This window comes from Catenovulum agarivorans DS-2 (assembly GCF_000568405.1).
In the GTDB taxonomy this organism is placed as follows: Bacteria; Pseudomonadota; Gammaproteobacteria; order Enterobacterales; family Alteromonadaceae; genus Catenovulum; species Catenovulum agarivorans_A.
In genome coordinates, this window is sequence record NZ_ARZY01000098.1 from 1 (window position 1) to 974 (window position 974).

Below are 974 nucleotides of genomic sequence, written 5' to 3' on the forward strand. Positions count from 1 at the left end.
TAACCTGAGATCTGTATAAAAATTAAAGTCGAGTCACTTTAATACTCGGCTTTTTCTCTTGAAATGTGTAAGCGATTAATCCGGCCATTAAATTCACCATAAATGCGACACAGCTCCGATGTCTGGAATGTTCAATCTGAGCTATATTTTTCAGTTGGTCGAATACTGTTTCTATTATAAATCTTTTAGATAACATAGTCTTGTCCCACTCAGATAATGGTTTTGGCTTCATGTTTTTACGTTGGCCTGTCACAAAATTAATACCTTGCTCGGACAGCTCACCTTCTAATTGTTTTGATATATACCCTTTATCCGCATACAAACTACCAGTGATATTTTCGACCATATCTAATACCGGTTGTCGGTCATCTACGTTGCCAGCCGTTACTTTTACCGAAAGAAGTCCACCTTCATCATTCATTATCAGATGCAGTTTAAACCCATAAAACCAGCCCATTGTGCCTTTTCCTCGCTCTGCAACACCTGAAAACACTTGGTTTCGAGGAATGCGCATATTATGACAAACCTTTAGCGTGGTTGAATCAATAAAGGCTATTCCGGTTGGTTTCGAAAATCTTTTTTTGAGATAACTGCACAAAGCAGGTAAGACAGTTTGGAGTAATTTTAACATTCTTGTATAGCTGACAAGTTCAGGAAAATGGTGTTGCCAATATTGGCTAACAAATTGAATATAATATGTTTTAAAGTCACGAAAACCTGAATGGTGAAATGCGATTAGAATTGTCATCACTTCACTGTGACTGAGTCTGGATGGTTTATTTCGCTGCTTTTCACCGGTTTCGATTAGGTGAGTTATCCATTGAGGTTCGAATAGTAAACAAAAATCGTCGACATCTACATAAATTGCGTCTAAGTTAATCATGCCCTTGTCCTCGGTTATCAACATTTTTCTTGGTCGAAAGATCTGATCACCACAAGGGCATTTAGTTCATTTTCTTATGCGCAGCTCAGGT

General features: G+C 37.9%; 1 protein-coding gene. It reads right to left on the reverse strand.

Going from position 1 to position 974, the window contains the following annotated elements; all coding sequences use genetic code 11:
* Positions 1-22: 22 nt before the first annotated feature.
* Positions 23-883, reverse strand: coding sequence for an IS982 family transposase (locus DS2_RS19360; RefSeq protein ID WP_035016735.1), 861 nt, complete (start codon positions 881-883; stop codon positions 23-25).
* Positions 884-974 lie beyond the last annotated feature (91 nt).